Source organism: Candidatus Zixiibacteriota bacterium, assembly GCA_036480375.1.
Classification (GTDB): Bacteria; Zixibacteria; MSB-5A5; order GN15; family JAAZOE01; genus JAZGGI01.
In genome coordinates this window covers 185,351-201,697 of the sequence record JAZGGI010000028.1, presented here as the reverse complement: position 1 = coordinate 201,697, position 16,347 = coordinate 185,351, and the positions used below count along the sequence as shown (strand labels likewise).

Here is a 16,347-nt window from a genome sequence, read left to right as displayed (position 1 = left end):
AAAAAATATTGAAAGGTTTTCTTAATTGATTTGATATTGATAAAAATAGTGGCTTAGGGGCTGGTCACCAGGTTAAGGAGGAATAAATGTTATTTCAACCGTGTCGAATTGGATTAAGCTCCATTCTCGTTTTTCTAACCTTTTCAATCGTAGCTGGACAGGAAAGCGCTGATAATGCCGACGAAGTTCGGGAGGTAAAGGCTTATCGAGTAAACCCTCACCCGCCTAAGATAGATGGATTTTTAGATGATAATGTATGGAATACCGATGAGATCGAAATAACCAGCGGATTTTTACAGCGGCTGCCCGACGACGGAGTGGCGGCGACGGAATCAACCAGTGTCGCAGTGGTCTATGATGATGACGCGATATATTTCGCTTTATGGAATTTTGATTCGGAACCGGATAATATCGTAAAGCAGATGGTGCGCCGTGACCGGATCGGCTTAGCTGATAATATCAGCATCATTATGGATCCCTATCATGATCATCAAACCGGTGTCGAATTTTGCATAAGTTCTGTAAACGTCCAGGTAGATCGGATTTATTATAATGACTCCTGGTCAGATCATTCCTGGAATGGTGTTTGGGAAAGTGCCGTACAGATTCAACCCTGGGGCTGGTCGGCGGAAATAAAAATCCCCTATCATTGCCTGAGGTTTACGGAGAAAGATGTTCATACCTGGGGAATCAATTTCTCGAGGTGGATCTATCGTAAAATGGAAGATGTCTATTGGTCGCACTGGCCGCTGAGTGAAACCGGATTTATATCTCATAGTGGTCATTTGACGGGACTAACCGAGATAACGCCGTCTAAGCATTTGGAAATAATGCCTTTCGCGGTTTCCAGTTCAGAATTAAAACCTTCTACGCCGGGAAATGACGGAAAAGATTATTATGGCAATACCGGAGTTGATATTAAATACGGAGTGACTTCCAATCTTACCCTGGACGCTACCATAAATCCCGATTTCGGTCAGGTAGAACTCGATGCGCCGGTTCTTAATTTATCCGCATTTGAGACATGGTACCCGGAACGGAGGCCATTTTTTATTGAGGGCATGGATCTGTTTCGAACGGACTTTCAATTATTCTATTCCCGTCGCATCGGTCGCCAGCCTCGCGGTTGGATTTCTGATACTTTAAAAATTTATGAAACTAACAGACCTGACGCGACTTCCATAATAGGGGCCGCCAAACTGACGGGGAAATTGGCCAATGGTACATCATTAGCGTTTTTGACTGCACAAACGGCGGAAGAAACAGAAGAATATGCCATCGGTTATACGGACACTGTCGGTTATGATGCAAATGGAGATCCAATTCCCGAATATATCGAAACCGGCCGCCCGACCGAAGTCATTGAGCCATCTGCGAATTATTCGGTAATGAGATTGAAACAAGATATATTCAACAATTCCTATGTTGGTATTATGTTTACCAATACCGCGCAGGATACCCGCTATCCAGTCAATACCGGGGGATTCGATTGGAGGCTTAATACCAACAATAATGCCTGGCATACCACCGGACAGATTGTATATAGTCGAGTTCACGGTCAAAAAACCGGATTTGGATTTGGTGGAGAAATCGAAAAAGCATCAGGCGAACACTGGCGGGGAGGAATATATCTTAATGTTAAAGATCCCTATTTAGATCTTAACCATCTGGGTAGATTAAACACTAACGGCACCCGAAGCGGCTCAGTTTGGATTGGATACAGGGAAGATAATCCCCAATGGATTATTCGAAGAATGAGTCATAATTTCAACACCCATGTCGGGTGGACTTACGATGATTATAATTACAGCCGTAATACGAATTACAATTTTTATATGCAATTTTTGAATTTCTGGTCGATGGACGGCGGAATAAGTTTGGACGCGATTGATTATGATCCGTGGGAAACGAGAGGTAACGGCAACTGGGAATTGCCCGATAATAAAACTTACAATTGGTGGGCTGGCCTGAATTCCGATTCGAGGAAAAAATTATCATTTTCAATACATCCGGAAGGCGGATCCCGTCGCAGTGGAAATTGGTGGTCTAATTATTTAGGTGTTGTATATAGAGCTGCCAGTAACATTCAAATATCTGTCGGTGCGAATTATAGTAAGACTACTAGTCAATTGAGATGGGTGGAAAATGCGGAATATAAAAGAGATACCGATACCATTTTGGTTCCCGTATTTGGCAAGATGGATCAAACCTCTTTCAGACCCAGAGTTACTTTTACTTATGTTCCCAGTCCTTCATTATCAATTCAATTCTCGGCACAAACTCTGATATCAGCATTAAACCATAATGATTTTTCGGTGTACGGCGGAGGACAGGATTACAATTATGACCATTCCGTTCTAAGCGATACCGTTGATTATGAAGTCATTAATGGAGAATCCATTCCAATCAGTCGTCGAGAAATGAACAGGAGGGACAATCGATTCAACCATTCGTCCATTAACTCGACGCTTATAATGCGCTGGGAATATCGGCCGGGAAGTACTCTCTATCTGGTTTGGACTCGTTCCCGTTTAGAGCGTGATTATACGACAGGAGAATTCGACATGTCCCGCGACGTCAATCGCTTTTTCAAGGGAAATGACAACAATCTCTTTCTTATAAAAGCGTCCTATTGGTGGAATATATAACAATCAACACCATGCTCGCTCCAATATCCCCTCAGGGCAAAAGCCCTGAGGGATTTATCTATCGATTAAGTTTTCAGGATATTAAAAACTATAACTTCCAGCCCCTTGGTTCTTCATGATAATCCTGAATCATCTGCCAGGCCTCTTCCGCTGTTGACGCATAACGGAAAAGATCGAGATCATGAGAATCAATAGTGCCTTCATTTACGAGAAAATCAAAATTAATCAGTTGCGCCCAAAAATCTTTACCGAATAATATAATAGGGATGCGCTTGGTCTTATCCGTCTGAACCAGTGTCAGGGCTTCAAATAATTCATCAAGTGTTCCATAGCCGCCGGGGAAGGCAACAAGGGCTTTTGCCCGCATAAGAAAATGCATTTTCCGGACGGCAAAATACCGGAATTGGAAACACAATTCGGGAGTTATATATTCATTGGGTCTTTGCTCCATCGGCAGGGTAATATTCAAACCTATTGATTTGGCGCCGCAGTCGCGGGCGCCCCGATTGGCGGCTTCCATAATACCCGGCCCGCCCCCGGTTACGACCACAAAATCAGCCCCATGCGAATTCTGGGATTCGCGCGAAACCAACTCGGCAAACCGGCGGGCTTCATCATAAAATCCTGATTTGGCTTCCACGCGCCGGGCGATTGCCAGCTCTTTTAAAAGTTGTGGATCGCGAGGTTTCTTCTTAAGCCGCCCTTCAATCTTTTTGATATATTTATCGCATTCTTTCGGCTCAGCAATCCGTGTTCCGCCAAATACGACAATTGTTGAACGAATATTATGCTCACGAAGAGACAACTCAGTCTTAGCTAATTCCAATTGCAGGCGAACCGGCCGAAGTTCGTCGAGCATTAAAAAATCCGAATCCTCAAATGCCAGTCGATAAGAAGGTTCTGCCTTCCACCATTTATTTTTTCCGTTTTTCTTTTTGGTTGTCATTATTGGGTCGCTTCCTTAATTAGATAATTTTTCAGCTTACTTGAATTTACGTTCCAGCCCCATATCTTCTTAATCGGTACTGGAGACGACTAAGTCAACCTCTTCGCCGGGTAAAAGTTCGGTGCCAGGATCCTCGGATTGTTCCAGAACAGTTTCAGGCAAGTAGTTTTCATTGACAATCCGAGTAATTAATCCCACCGCCAATCCTTTTTCCTCAAGGCGCATAGTTGCCTCATCGAGCGATAATCCGATTAGGCGGGGTACGAATACTGTCCGTTGATAGGATCCTTGATTGACCATAAGATTAACTTCGCTGCCATAAGGTATCTTTTTGCCCGAAGCTGGAAACGAGAATACGACTACTTTTTCAGGCAATGAATCGGTGCTGGTCCATTCAATATCACCTAGAACAAAACCTTCCGCCTCAAGATTTAGTTTAGCCTGCCGTACAGAAAAACCCCGCAGTTCGGGGACTTCGACCGCCTTCTGACCCAACGAAACGACAACTTTCACGATTCGTCCCGCCTTCACCAAGGTGCCTCCGGAAGGGAATTGCGAAAGTATCGTCCCGGTTGGTTTATCGGGATGATATTCCTCGGATGTGATTTGCAAAGATATATCAGCTTCCATTAATATCGGTTCGGCTTCGACGACCGTCATTCCTTCGACGTTAGGCAACGAAAATTCATTGCCGTGACGAGTGACTATCGGCATAACAATTGAATTAACGATTAAAAATAAAATATAAAGAATTACAAGCGTCGCTATCACCCTTATCGTGATTCTTCCCCATTTAGTTGTTGTCCAGAGTATCTTTCTTTCCAGATGTGATTTTATCGACATAATGGATTACAATGCCTCACAATTGAATTGTCATACATTAATTATACCAAAAAAACATGTTAGAGATTTTTTTAAGTCGTGCCAAGTCTTTTCTTGAGTCTGACACAAAAAGCGCCGTCCAAATTTTCGATAGCGGGATAAGTTTTCGTGAAACCTCGTTCATTGACTAATTTAGGCGGTATGATTCGACTGGGAACATCGACCGTAAAGTCGCGCCTTTCCAATAGAAATTCTTCGATGATGGAATCATTTTCATAGCGTATAATAGTGCAGGTTGAATAAACCAGAATTCCACCCGGAGCGACAAGATTGGCGGCATGCCTGAGCATCCGCGCCTGTAAATCCGCCAGCTTCAACGAATCGCCGCGATCCTTCATCCATCTCAGATCGCTATGCTTGCCCACGACGCCCCAGCCGCTGCAAGGGACATCAATGAGAACTCTATTGCAGGTCGGTCCTTTGAAGTCAAAAACATCGCACACAACCGGAATTATATTGGTCACGCCAAGTTTTTTGGCATTAGTCAGTAGCGTCTCTAATCGATTGAAATTAATATCGACCGCCGTTATTCTACCCCGATTATTCATCAGGAGCGCGGCATATGTCGCTTTCCCGCCCGGAGCCGAGCAAAAATCTATAATCTTATCATCCGGCTGAGGATTTAAAAGTCTCACGGGAAATCCGGCCGATTCATCTTGAATATAAACCCGCCCCTGTTCAATTAATTCATTTTCCAGAGGAATGCCCCGCTGATGAATATAAAAATAATCCTCAAGGTAAGTTCCCCGGATATAGTGAATATTGTTTTTCTCGAATAGCTCGATAAGATTTTCTGAACTGAAATTGAGCCCGTTGACGCGATAGGTCAACCGAGGCGGTTGATTACCCTGGTGCAACACCTTTTCGGCGCGCGTCATCCCAAATTCATTGATACAATATTCAACGAACCAATCGGGATAGCTGTAGAAATTCGCCAGATACTCGACCGGAAATTCACGACGATCAGGGAAGACCACTTTTTCCGGAGAGCGCAGATAATTCCTTAAAACAGCATTAACAAAGGCGCCTCGCGATTGATGTACCAATCCCCTCGCAAGGTTTACCGATTCAGAAACCGCCGCTCCGGGCGGAATACGATCGGTGTAAATCAATTGATACAATCCGAGGCAAAGAATGTTTCTGGTAACATTATCGAGTCGGGCGTTGGGCCGTTGAAGGAAAAATGAATAGGTAAAATCAAGCCGCCTTTTCATTTTTATTACGCCATGACAGAGTTGCTTTAGGAAGCGGCGGTCAAGATCGGTAAAATCCAATTCTTCGATTACATTATTGATAGCGTTATCGCTGTGCCATCCCTTATCGAAGACCAGGGCCAGGGCATGAATACATGCTGCCCTGACGGGATCATATTTCTTACCTTTTTTACCTTGGGGGTTCGTCAAAATGTCTCCATTTTGTCCCGACTCAAAAGGCCGGAGTTGCTGCTTAAACTAAGGTGCTCTTTCAATTTATCGGTCTATTCTTTTATTTGTTAATGCCAAATTACAGTAATGCGCTAATCGGGTCAAGGTATGTTTCTTCTTCATTTACGTAACCCATCTTCGCCCGGTGGAAATGAAACGACGACATTTGAGCCGCGTCAAAAAGGAATATCGATTCAAGCACTTCGCTGGGTTTGGTGTATCCGCCCTGACCGAGTCCCAATTCCATTTCAATAACGGCATTCGGCAATAAATCATTTAATTCCAGACGGTAGATTGCCGGTCTTATCTCAACTTCTTTTCCACCATCTTTGGTTGTTCGTAAGGCGATAATCGAATCCCGTTCCAGCAATTTCTCAATTGCTGACCCCAAAGGACCAGGATCTCCAAAATCCCCGCTTATTTGATAAGTAGCTCGATTTAATAGCGTCGAGATGGCGGGGGCTTTCGAAAAAATTTGTTTATATTCCCGGATAAAAAAACCTTCCGGTAAAGTATGCGATAACGCATCCAGATGAGCCTTAAGGCAGCTTCCTTCCGTTTGAATATCCAGATACTCCTCATCGGAACTATAACCAAGAGGCAAAGGCGGGCCGAAAGACAATTTCTGATGAGGATGAAAACCCTGACTATATACAACCGGGAGCCGGGCCCTTCGAATCGCCCGCTCAAATACTCTGTTATTTTCGAGATGCGAAAGAAACCGGACTAAACCTTTTTTACCCCATTTGATCCTTAGTTTGCCCCTGGCGGGACTGACTACGGACGCCGCCACCGTAATCTTGCGTTTGCGGCGGCCAAACATGTTGGACTCGTTTTCTTTAACCGCGAAAGATTCCATATTATCCCCGGCTTCAAGAACCTTAATGGCATCTGCCGATGATTTAGAACGTTCCTTCTGGAGTTTCTCTTTCGATTGCCCTCGGTCAATATGATCCCAGGGGAGCTTGGCCGAAAAAATCAAAGCTCGAGCATAATCGCTTATCTTCAAATTTTGGCTTTCAAAGGCGGCATGCCAGACTTCGGGTCTGAAATATTCCGACCAGCCGTCAAAACGAGCGCCATTCTTATAGGCTTCAAGAATAACTTTCCCGAGCTTTCGATCGCCGCGGCCAATAACTCCCTCAAGATATGAAAGTTGCGGATTTCTAAATTTGAGATTTACCTCTCTTGCCTGAATGCCCCGCCCGATCATTTCCTGCTTTCTTTTAATTTCCTCGGGAGTACAAATTTCATCCCATTGATATGGAGTATGCGATTTGGGAGAGAATGGGGATATTGTGACATTTATTCTTTTTTGTCCCTTGAATTTTCGCCCCAGCCGGACGACTTTCATTATCAAATCCATGATACCATAAATATCATCATCGGTTTCCATCGGCAGCCCTATCATAAAATAGAGCTTTACCAGTTGCCAGCCCCTTTCGAAAGCGATCTGGCAGGCGTTTAGCAAATCGTCTTCCTTGATGTTTTTATTGATTACCCGGCGCATCCTTTCGCTTCCGACTTCGGGAGCAAACGTCAAACCGGTTTTATGAGATTTACTTGCGGCATCGGCCATTTTCTCATTAAAGCTGGCGGGCCTTAATGAAGGAAAAGAGACCGATACTCTGTGTTTTTCAAGTTCGGCCGACAACGAGACAGTCAAATTCTCAATCCCGGGATAATCGGTGCTGGATAACGATAACAATCCGACTTCATTGTAGCCGGTAACAGCGATATTCTTTATCACCTGTTCCTTTATTTTCGACGATTTGCGAACCCGAACCGGCTTATAGATTTTGCCTGCCTGACAAAAACGGCAACCCTGAGGACAACCCCGCATAATCTCTATCGCGATCCGATCATGAGTCGTCTCAGTCAGCGGCATGAGGGGCAGTTCGGGATAATATTCGGTTTTTAATTCGCTGACATGACTTGAAATAATTTTTTCGGGAATTCCGTCAACGGTTGGCCGTAAAGTTTCAGCATCGTAAAATGAAGGAACATATATCGACTTCAATCCGGCTAGTTGCCGCAGGCGATCCTGTCGAGATTGACCCATACTTGATATTGAAATATCTAAAAGCCCAGGTATTTGCTCTTCGACTTCACCGATATAAATGAAATCGAAAAAATCTGCCATCGGCTCAGGATTAAAGCAAATCGGTCCCCCAGCGGCGATTAACGGATGACTGTCATTCCTGTCGCGCGCCAATAAAGGAATTCCAGCCAAATCCAGCATCGCCAATACATTGGTATAGACCATTTCATAAGACAGGCTGAAACCGATCAGATCGAATTGACTTATCGGACGATGAGTTTCAAGAGAGAAAAGAGGGATATTTTCCCGGCGCATTAGATCGCTGGCGTCTGGTGCAGGAGCGTAAACCCGTTCGCAAAGAACATCGTCACGCCTATTGAAAAGATGATACAGAATTTGACCGCCCAGATATGACATCCCGACTTCATACATGTCGGGATAGGCCAGGACAATCTGAAATTTGTCTAATGGATCTTTTTTTATTTGCCCGATTTCACAGCCAATATAACGGGCGGGTTTTTCCACAAAGGGGAAGAATTTTCTCTCGAGTTCTTCTCTCAGCATAAGAAAAAACCCCGGCTTGGCCGGGGTTCGAGTTAGCCGTAAATTTCGGCTTCGTTACATTTGCAAACCCCGACAGGTTTATTGGAAAATCTCCAATTGCCTTCTTTCTTCTGCGCGCGCACCAGCTTTATGTAGCTGATTTCGTTTTGGCAGATGGGGCAAACATTAACCTGTTTTTTCTTGTTTATTTTGTCCGCAAATGACTGCTTTTTCGCCATGACTCAAATTCTCCTCTATCGCGATTTCAGTTTTCTCAAGTTTTAATTTCTCAATTCTCAAAACGGCCATTAATTTAGTGGCTTCTTTTATAATTTTCAACCCTTGACTGCCGGAAAAATTATTTCCGCTGGCCTCAAATTCTTTATCGGCAGAAATATAATCTTTATTGCGCAAAGCTCCAAGAGCTCGGCAGTAAGCTTTTTCCTCAAAACTCAGCATAATTCTATACGCTTATCCCGACGTTCGGGTTTTAATTTCTTTCAATTTTTTTACGTAAGGATCGACTTTATACCCTTCCATTTGAAGGAAATATATAACCGAGGCGGCCATGTGGAGATAAACCGAATCGGTTTTTGATTCTGCTGATTTTATAATATCGTTAAGACAGGTTAGCAAATGGCCATGCTTTTCAATCAGGTTATCCATTTCCAATACTTCTCGGCGGAGCATTAATTGGTACTGATCAGTCAAAGGAACTTTCTCCTCGCCTTTTTTAAGCGTTAATTTGAATGATCCCTGACCCAGCGATTTAATCCAGATTTTCAGCTCTTCCGCGAGCTTTTGATAACTTGCGTCATCGTAATAAATCAGTTCGTTATACAGTCCGCTCAGAAGTCTAGCGGCCTGCGATTGTTGAGAGGGTAAGGATTGAATCGTTTCCAGCCAACCCTTTTTCTCGGATAAAAATCTCGTTAGTTTTTCTTCATTCAAAGTTCCCCGGCGACATTCGCTATAAATATCATCCAGCTGGTTCAACCCAATTAAAAAATCAATCTGCGGTGATTTTTGGGTGATCATATCATCCAATAACCGTGAGACTTGGCGCTCCAATTTGTCTATTGCCTGAATATGGCTCAAGATTTCTCTCCGGTTCCCAGACGGGAATCGAATGTTCGTTCCATTTTATCGGTCAGATAATCTTCAATCAATTGACTGAGGCGATCGACCATGCCTTCAAGCCGATCTGATCTTTTAGATGGATTCTGAACCGGACATATTAATCCCGCTAGTTTCAATGTCGCCACGGTTTTTAGCACATGATACGAATCCAGCGAAGAAACCGCGATAATATCATTTATATTGCGATGGCCGTCAATTAAAGCCAGGATATTCCACTCGTTCGGCTCCAGTGTGACTTCCCGCTTCTGATCATGCTCCGAAGGCGACAGGGCAAAAACTACCGAAAAATCAGGTAAAAATTCCTTAACTCGTGTTATCTCATCGAGCCGGCGCATTCCTTCCAGAACGATATTTTCCGTGGATAGATTGACCGTGATTTCCTCTTCGGTAGGGAATTGATTTTCGTAAAATTTAAATGACCCTTGATCCCAGGCCATTAGTGAATAGATTAATTCCTCGACCTGATTTCGTACCACATGTTCAAGATCAGCCCGATCAATATAGCTTTTTTCAATTAATATCTGGCCAAGTCGGCGACCCGAAGATTTTTCATTAGCCTGAATCGAGATAGCCTCATCCAGTTGTCCCGAGGTCAATCTACCGTTTTCAACCAGCATTCGCCCCACATGATAGGTTTTGCGAGGACCGTAACCGTATATTACCGAACCATTTTTGAAATATACCATGACGATATCATCATCGCGCTGGATACCCAGCGTACCGGTCTTGCGGCTGGTCAACACCAACTGAAAAATCTCAGGAAGAGTAAACCGTTCAATATTTCCCTGTAAATCCAAATCCATATATTAATTTCCATCCCAAAATTTGATAACCTAACAATATAAAATTTCTCGGGCAATTGTCAATGGTATTCAATTTTATTGTCAAGGCCAAATACAAATGTCCTGTTTTGTTAATTGAGCATCCATCTTTATTCGTGCGATAGATTTCAAATTTAGCGACTATATGTCGTTAGACAATTTGGACACGAGTAGTTAGACATAATTTGTCTTTTATCAATCAGAAAACGTCGAAGGAGCGGCTTCTGTCGCTGAAGGGTTGGGGATAATCTCAAAGAGGATGTAGGGTGTTCTGTCTATATAAAGATAAGCTGATTTTCACAAGTCGTGTCGTGAGAATATTGGATGAAAGAAATCGAATTTGCAGGCGAACCATAAAACAGTAGAAAAGAGAATACAAAATAAAAAACTATTGCCATTAGATAAAGTGCGTCTTAATTTAAGGTATCACCGTTTTCGGTTTGTCCGGCAACATACCATGGAAAGGTTTTGATTGTTTAACGCTTCTAAATATCTGAATAAATTCAGGTTATTGAATATTCGATTACTGTTAAAATCTTTTCTATATTTGATTATTCTTTTCTGCGTTTTTGCATATGGCGTATATGTGGGGCATTTTAAGGTATTCCCTTTTGAGGTCATTATCCATACAAAGAATTTATCTCAGAATTTCATTCTGGGCTCATCCTATAATAGGAAATTTAAAAACACAGTCGAGCGTATTCATAAAAATACTCTGACGGGTAATTATGGTAAACCAATAGATGAGACAAAAACCATGGGAAATCATCGGTATTCTTTTTATGTCGCCGGGCATACTTACGGAACCCCGGCATCATGGATCGATGCTAAGGGGTTATATGAACCTTTTGTTGAAAAATTTGATCTAATCAGGAATCATGAATCAATGAGCTTCGGCTTTTTAACTGGCGATGTTGTTAGATCGGCAAACAATGACGCATGGGATTTGGTGGAAAAGGATATAGCTCTATTAGGAATCAAGACATATATAGCTCCGGGAAATCATGATGTAAAATTGGGTATGTCAAATCCGCAGCGCGACCTGTTTCAACAACGATTCGGAAAGACATATTTTTCGTTTTTATATAACGGGGATCTTTTCATAGTCCTTGACCCAAACCTTGATGGATGGAATATTTCCGGGAAGCAATTAGACTTCTTGAAGAGTACTTTGGAGATAAATCAAAATCAGGTGACAAATATTTTCGTATTTTCTCATCAACTTATATGGTGGGACATTAAAAGGCTGAATTTTGCGAGTATTAAGCCCAATTCTTTGAATGGACGGTCACAAAACACTAATTTTTGGGATGAAGTCTTTCCGCTGTTTTCCAGCCTTAATAATAAAGTGTATATGTTTGCCGGGGATGTTGGTGCACACCCGAAAGGAAATGAACTGTTTTTTACAAAACACAAAAATGTTTCGTTTTTTGCATCAGGAATGGGGGGTGGATATAGAGACAATTTTTTAATCGTCGATGTAAACGAGAAATATGTTTATGTCGACGTCATCCTTCTTAATTAATTTGACATTTATGAATAAGGACAATTACTTAAGCGTGTCAATACCGCTGACATATTTAGAACTTTTGGTTATGCGGAATGGAAAGAACCGGGTAATTTCATGAGCCATGCTGTCATATTCAGGTTCATATTTCAACTCCAATATGGTATCTGTATAATTTTGTGACCGGTTTACAAAACAATTATTAAATATACCTATTTTGGTGAAGGACATATCAGTGTCAATCGTTATCCGGAATTTGCCGTCCGTCGAAAGATAATATTTCCTCTGATAACTATTTAGCAATGCCGGTTCGAGCAGCCCGACAAATAGTTTTAATCTATCGGGGATATCTGAACTTTTAATCAAGTCGATAATTGTGCAATAATCAAATCCCGATTCGATTAAGAAAGATTTCAGGCGGTAAGAATCTTTCCACCCCACTAATCCTTCCTTTATTTTTAATTCGAGGGTTGGCTTTTCGGCCAAGCCAAAAGTCTCGCCATACCATCGGATGCGAACCTTCAGGCGCGATTGCGAACCGATTACATTCTCCCGATAGTTATGAAGACTATAAGAATCAAGATAGATATTATTAACGGTGCGCTCATAAAAGACTTCTTTAAACATGACGGAGTTAAGTCGTACGAGGGCGCATATTTCATGCTTTGTTAATGAAGAGATGTAGAACTTTCTCTCAAATCGAGCACTGTCTAAATTTAGAAAATTATGTACCGTAGCGATATTTCCCACAAAGGTACGTTTTTCCTTATTTACTGCTTTTTCCATATTCAACGCCATATAACATTTCTTTAACCTGCGTTTGATCCGATGTAACAGAAGTATTATCAATAATCAATTTTGATAAATCTTCAACCAGATATGGAATGACAACTCTATCTGAGTTCAGCCTATCAACGGTTATCGTACCAGGACCAAATTCCGGCTTTTTTTGATAAACCGCAAATCCGACTCGGCATTGGATTATATCCAAATCACTCATTGCGATACTCGACATATCCTTTGACGCAACAGCAATTTCAGCATTCTCGATTATTGTCTTATAAGCTTCAATCTGGCTGTTCTCACCGGCCGATATCCCCTTATCACCGGCCCCATCGATAGTAATATCAGTTAGCTTTATTATAGAACCTGACACATCAAGAGCATCATTGCCGCAATTTTCAAAATGTAGAAATCGTGCGGTCCCTTTAACAAAATCACCGTCAAAAGCATCACTAAAGCTGTTTTTGAACAGCAAGTTTTCGAGTACAAATTCAGTCCGAATAATATTGAGATAATCTTCACATTGATTATTTTGCAAAATACAGTTTCTCATTTCAACCGGAGACTCAAAGAAATTGACCGCTCCGGAAACCGCCCACCCGCCCTGCGCCGGATTAGAAAGATTATCAAATATTACATACTCCAGAACAGATACAGAATCCGCGTTGACTATGATTAGCCCCTGACCGGTAGAGTCTGCCGAAATTATCTTTACAGGATTACCCGGCTCGCCAGTAAAATAGAGAGGCGAATAAGAAAGAATAGCGGCGTCATTTATAAGATTCAGAGTCGTCCCGCCCAAACAAATCAATTTGTAATCTGGCGGGATAATCATATTTCGATCTATTTTCCAATTTCCGTGACGAACAATAATTGTTTTGTTCTCGCGATTCAGATCAAGAAATTCAAATCCATTCGGGTTTGGTTTTTCATGCATGATATTGCTATTTAATAGACCATTATTGATCCGTTTCCAGCTAAAAATCGAAATTGAATCGATTCGACTGGAGCCTAATATTGAATAATTGAGATATATTTCATTGATAGTCGAATCGGTCCATTCAAGATTATCCTGTAATTTGAATATTAAATTTTGAAATTCCGCCGGTTTTGATTTAACCATTGCGGCGAAGATTGTATTGCCGGAAGGTTCCGCAATCTTTTGGCCGAATCTTGACAAATAACGAATTTCAACTGGAAGGAGTTGAATATTGCCGATTTCAAGATCCAATTCAGTTCCTTTTTTTGAATTTAGATAAGCATGGATCGCTTTGGTTGGCCGTAGAGCCGCTTGAATTACTTGCTGGTTATTATATAGTATTCTCTCGGAATAATGAAAATAAGGAAATTCGCTGTATATAATTCTCAGGTTTTCCTGAAGGTCATCATCAACTTCCGTCAAAAGCGAATCGAGATATTCTTTTTGCGAAATCTTCTCCAACACTTTTACGTATTCACGGAAGATTTCGGCATCCGCAAAGATTTTTCGCTCGATATCATTTAACGGGCCGCCAAGAAAGTTATGGGTAGAGGTCAGATGTGAAATCGGATTTCCAGCATCATTGTCAAAACCGATCGGTTCCAAACGGGATGTAATCGGATTATAATAAAATCTCAGGTTATGCCATGACAGGGCGTGCCCTCCACCCATCAGATCAATCAACGCGCGATGCATCGCCGTCTTTGGTATGTCAAAAACTTCTCTGGCTGGAAGTTCTCCATGGCGAAATTTTTCCAAAAGAGAATGCCCCAGGAAAAATTGTTTGGATAAGATCGGATCATTTAAGATAGTATTGCTTTTAAACATATCAATATTGGCCGCATTGAGTGAACTAAGTCCGGTGCTCCCTCCGATATGCCAGTGAGCCTGCAGATCCTGCCAGAAGAGATTTTCATTGAATTTAATTATCGGACCTTCCCGATTCTCGGTATGCTCAATCAATCTTTTTTCAAAATGTTCTTCGAGGGCATAAATGCCGACATCTTTTCCGTTGAGCGAAACCCTGACGAATTTATATCTGAGATTGACGATTTTTTCTCGTGCCAGCGCTTTTTGAAAAAGCCACTCATAGACATAATCCCGTGCGCGGGGATGATGCAGAGAAAACTGCTTCATTCCAAAAAGGGCGCTATCGCCTCTAATTTTTACCCGATACGACCATTTATCACCCTGAAGGTTGTCCTTGGTCCAATCGCCTTTGAGTCGGATTTTGGCACGGTAAATATCATCCCCATAACGTATTTCCGCAGGGACAAAATTATCGGAGCTTGATATTAATATCTGTTTTTCAAGAGCCACGGCTCTGTCATAAACAAGTTTTTGAAAGTCCTTAAACTTTATATCGATCTGAATATAATCGGGATGCGACGACAGGCCCTTGATATAATTGCCAATCACTCCGATCCGGGTTTGCATAATATTTTCGACAATATGATCTAAATTATGCGCATCACCTCGCTTAAATAACATCATACCGTAGTATGCGCCTGACAAACCGACGCCCAATAGAACTACTATATGGATACCTATTAGAATTAGAAGTTTCAGAGAACGTGGAAATGTTTTTGCATATCCAAATAGAGAGGAAACCCAGCCGCCTCGTGGATGCGGTTCTTTGAGTTTCATTTATGCCAGACCTTTGTTATCCATAAGAGTAATCTGGATTTTATCGTTTAGCCCATAAAGCTCATCGCGGGCTTTTCCAAGCTGATCATAACCTTCAGATTCAACTACAAATGAGGCTTCGGTTAATTCCTTGTTTTCGTCGGAACGTTTGAGATCTATTCCTTTGCAGTATTTTGATAATATATCAATGATCTGTTTCAATTCCAGTTTCTTCTCACCGGTTGATGTTACGGTTAAATAGATGCTGTTTCCATCTATCCTTTTGCGCGATTTCCGAGTTATAATTATACTGAGCCCAATCAGGATGAATGCTATGATTGTAATCTTGCGCTGGTCGGCTCCAAGCCCCAAGCCTACCGCTATCGCCAGGAACAGATATGCCAATTCTTCCGGTTCTTTAATTGCGGCTCTGAATCTAACGATTGATAACGCTCCGACCAATCCGAGCGATAATGCCAAGGATGATTTGACAATAGTGATTATTACCATCGTTGTCATTGTTATCATCAGAAAATTGCGGGCGAACATATTGCGATTGGATAAAGATGTGCCATAACGCTGGTACAAATATCCGAGAATTAACGCCAGAATACCGGCCAGGATTATATTAAATATGAATCCCAGTATTTCTATTTCGATAGATTGCGTCGATAAAAATTGCTGAAATGAGTCAAATTTATTCATGCCCGTATCTCCTCATACGACAGTAAATTAAACCTTGGCATTGATGCGAAAAGCTTCCAATAGTTTGCTTTATCACTTTCGCTATGAGCATTATCCTGGTAAATACGTGATTACAACCTTAGCCTTGGATTAAACAACAACCTTTCGTAAAATTGTAGTCTCTCAAATAATCCACGTCAACAAGAAAATAAATATTCCTCAGAGTCCGCTACACCTAAACCAAAACGAATAAGAAAATATCGAAACGAAAACTAATATCGAGAGGATTGCCAAAACTGGCATCGAATCAAAGGCACATGGAT

Annotated in this window: 12 protein-coding genes; 2 read left to right on the top strand and 10 right to left on the bottom strand. The window is 41.9% G+C overall.

The window, feature by feature from the left end:
• Positions 1-86 precede the first annotated feature (86 nt).
• A complete protein-coding gene (locus tag V3V99_09200) occupies positions 87-2,648 on the top strand; it encodes a DUF5916 domain-containing protein (protein MEE9442827.1) in 2,562 nt (853 codons plus the stop codon).
• Positions 2,649-2,736: 88 nt separating this feature from the next.
• Here the strand turns inward: V3V99_09200 and V3V99_09195 are convergent, their stop codons facing one another.
• The 7 genes from V3V99_09195 to V3V99_09165 form a co-directional block, all read right to left on the bottom strand.
• Complete coding sequence (locus V3V99_09195) at positions 2,737-3,594, bottom strand: TIGR00730 family Rossman fold protein (GenBank protein MEE9442826.1); 858 nt, start codon at positions 3,592-3,594, stop codon at positions 2,737-2,739.
• Between the two features lie 69 nt (positions 3,595-3,663).
• Complete coding sequence (locus V3V99_09190) at positions 3,664-4,437, bottom strand: PASTA domain-containing protein (GenBank protein ID MEE9442825.1); 774 nt, start codon at positions 4,435-4,437, stop codon at positions 3,664-3,666.
• A 71-nt stretch (positions 4,438-4,508) separates the two neighbouring features.
• A complete protein-coding gene (rsmB, locus tag V3V99_09185; GenBank protein MEE9442824.1) occupies positions 4,509-5,879 on the bottom strand; it encodes a 16S rRNA (cytosine(967)-C(5))-methyltransferase RsmB in 1,371 nt (456 codons plus the stop codon).
• 100 nt (positions 5,880-5,979) lie between these two features.
• Positions 5,980-8,505, bottom strand: coding sequence for a TIGR03960 family B12-binding radical SAM protein (locus tag V3V99_09180; GenBank protein MEE9442823.1), 2,526 nt, complete (start codon positions 8,503-8,505; stop codon positions 5,980-5,982).
• A gap of 165 nt (positions 8,506-8,670) precedes the next feature.
• A complete protein-coding gene (locus tag V3V99_09175) occupies positions 8,671-8,943 on the bottom strand; it encodes a hypothetical protein (protein ID MEE9442822.1) in 273 nt (90 codons plus the stop codon).
• Between the two features lie 12 nt (positions 8,944-8,955).
• The gene (locus V3V99_09170) at positions 8,956-9,522 is read right to left on the bottom strand and encodes a hypothetical protein (protein ID MEE9442821.1); all 567 of its coding nucleotides are present in this window, start codon (positions 9,520-9,522) and stop codon (positions 8,956-8,958) included.
• A gap of 56 nt (positions 9,523-9,578) precedes the next feature.
• Entirely contained in the window at positions 9,579-10,427 is an 849-nt protein-coding gene (locus V3V99_09165) for a DUF4388 domain-containing protein (GenBank protein ID MEE9442820.1), read from the bottom strand.
• Positions 10,428-11,031: 604 nt separating this feature from the next.
• Between V3V99_09165 and V3V99_09160 the strand changes: the two genes are divergently transcribed.
• Positions 11,032-11,970: a metallophosphoesterase gene (locus V3V99_09160; GenBank protein MEE9442819.1), complete on the top strand. Its 939-nt coding sequence runs from the start codon at positions 11,032-11,034 to the stop codon at positions 11,968-11,970.
• A gap of 24 nt (positions 11,971-11,994) precedes the next feature.
• On the opposite strand, the gene V3V99_09155 is transcribed toward V3V99_09160, so the two are convergent.
• From V3V99_09155 to V3V99_09145, 3 genes are read right to left on the bottom strand one after another with little or no spacing between them, the layout of a single operon-like run.
• On the bottom strand, positions 11,995-12,738 hold the full coding sequence (locus V3V99_09155) for a VTC domain-containing protein (protein MEE9442818.1): 744 nt from the start codon (positions 12,736-12,738) through the stop codon (positions 11,995-11,997).
• The gene (locus V3V99_09150; GenBank protein MEE9442817.1) at positions 12,719-15,361 is read right to left on the bottom strand and encodes a CotH kinase family protein; all 2,643 of its coding nucleotides are present in this window, start codon (positions 15,359-15,361) and stop codon (positions 12,719-12,721) included. The genes V3V99_09155 and V3V99_09150 overlap by 20 nt, the downstream gene beginning before the upstream one ends.
• A complete protein-coding gene (locus tag V3V99_09145; GenBank protein ID MEE9442816.1) occupies positions 15,362-16,045 on the bottom strand; it encodes a DUF4956 domain-containing protein in 684 nt (227 codons plus the stop codon).
• Positions 16,046-16,347: the final 302 nt, after the last annotated feature.

Excerpts from the sequence above, each read along its gene's own strand:
- V3V99_09145 (MEE9442816.1), bottom strand. The coding sequence starts at position 16,045 with ATGAATAAATTTGACTCATTTCAGCAATTTTTATCGACGCAATCTATC.
- V3V99_09175 (MEE9442822.1), bottom strand. The coding sequence starts at position 8,943 with ATGCTGAGTTTTGAGGAAAAAGCTTACTGCCGAGCTCTTGGAGCTTTG.
- V3V99_09170 (MEE9442821.1), bottom strand. The coding sequence starts at position 9,522 with ATGATCACCCAAAAATCACCGCAGATTGATTTTTTAATTGGGTTGAAC.
- V3V99_09165 (MEE9442820.1), bottom strand. The coding sequence starts at position 10,427 with ATGGATTTGGATTTACAGGGAAATATTGAACGGTTTACTCTTCCTGAG.
- V3V99_09190 (MEE9442825.1), bottom strand. The coding sequence starts at position 4,437 with ATGTCGATAAAATCACATCTGGAAAGAAAGATACTCTGGACAACAACT.
- V3V99_09195 (MEE9442826.1), bottom strand. The coding sequence starts at position 3,594 with ATGACAACCAAAAAGAAAAACGGAAAAAATAAATGGTGGAAGGCAGAA.
- V3V99_09150 (MEE9442817.1), bottom strand. The coding sequence starts at position 15,361 with ATGAAACTCAAAGAACCGCATCCACGAGGCGGCTGGGTTTCCTCTCTA.
- V3V99_09180 (MEE9442823.1), bottom strand. The coding sequence starts at position 8,505 with ATGCTGAGAGAAGAACTCGAGAGAAAATTCTTCCCCTTTGTGGAAAAA.
- V3V99_09200 (MEE9442827.1), top strand. The coding sequence starts at position 87 with ATGTTATTTCAACCGTGTCGAATTGGATTAAGCTCCATTCTCGTTTTT.
- V3V99_09155 (MEE9442818.1), bottom strand. The coding sequence starts at position 12,738 with ATGGAAAAAGCAGTAAATAAGGAAAAACGTACCTTTGTGGGAAATATC.